General features: G+C 56.1%; 1 rRNA gene. It reads right to left on the reverse strand.

What is annotated here, in order from left to right:
- Positions 1–9: 9 nt before the first annotated feature.
- Positions 10–1,395, reverse strand: a 23S ribosomal RNA gene (locus tag CRP55_RS51275); the annotation flags it as partial.

The raw sequence follows: 1,395 nt of genomic DNA on the forward strand, positions 1-1,395 counted from the left end.
AAGTTTAGGGTGGTTAAGCCCTCGGCCTATTAGTACCGGTCGACTGAACCAGTTACCTGGCTTACATCTCCGGCCTATCAACCCCATCGTCTATAGGGAGCCTTACCCACTCAAGGTGGTGGGATACCTCATCTCGAAGCAGGCTTCCCGCTTAGATGCTTTCAGCGGTTATCCCTTCCGAACGTAGCCAACCAGCCGTGCCCCTGGCGGGACAACTGGCACACCAGAGGTTCGTCCGTCCCGGTCCTCTCGTACTAGGGACAGCCCTTCTCAAGTATCCAACGCGCACGGCGGATAGGGACCGAACTGTCTCACGACGTTCTAAACCCAGCTCGCGTACCGCTTTAATGGGCGAACAGCCCAACCCTTGGGACCTGCTACAGCCCCAGGATGCGACGAGCCGACATCGAGGTGCCAAACCATCCCGTCGATATGGACTCTTGGGGAAGATCAGCCTGTTATCCCCGGGGTACCTTTTATCCGTTGAGCGACACCGCTTCCACACGCAAGTGCCGGATCACTAGTCCCGACTTTCGTCCCTGCTCGACCCGTCAGTCTCACAGTCAAGCTCCCTTGTGCACTTACACTCAACACCTGATTGCCAACCAGGCTGAGGGAACCTTTGGGCGCCTCCGTTACCCTTTAGGAGGCAACCGCCCCAGTTAAACTACCCACCAGACACTGTCCCTCGACCCGATCAGGGCCGCAAGTTAGATACCCAAACCCAACAGAGTGGTATTTCAAGATTGCCTCCACCCGAACTGGCGTCCAAGCTTCACCGGCTCCCACCTATCCTACACAATTAAATTCGGATACCAATGTCAAGCTATAGTAAAGGTCCCGGGGTCTTTCCGTCCTGCCGCGCGTAACGAGCATCTTTACTCGTACTGCAATTTCGCCGGGCCTGTGGTTGAGACAGTGGGGAAGTCGTTACGCCATTCGTGCAGGTCGGAACTTACCCGACAAGGAATTTCGCTACCTTAGGATGGTTATAGTTACCACCGCCGTTTACTGGCGCTTAAGTTCTCCGCCTCGCCCTTACGGGCTAACAGGTCCCCTTAACGTTCCAGCACCGGGCAGGCGTCAGTCCATATACATCGTCTTACGACTTGGCATGGACCTGTGTTTTTAGTAAACAGTCGCTTCCCCCTGCTCTCTGCGGCCATACCACGCTCCACCCGCACGGGGCTTCACGCGTCCGGCCCCCCTTCTCCCTAAGTTACGGGGGCAATTTGCCGAGTTCCTTAACCACAGTTCACCCGTCGCCTTAGTATTCTCTACCTGACCACCTGTGTCGGTTTAGGGTACGGGCCGCTCGGAACATCGCTAGAGGCTTTTCTCGACAGCATAGGATCAATGACTTCACCTGAAACGGCTCGGCATCACGTCTCACCC

Origin of the sequence: Paractinoplanes atraurantiacus, from assembly GCF_900215205.1 — a bacterium.
Taxonomy (GTDB): Bacteria; Actinomycetota; Actinomycetes; order Mycobacteriales; family Micromonosporaceae; genus Actinoplanes; species Actinoplanes atraurantiacus.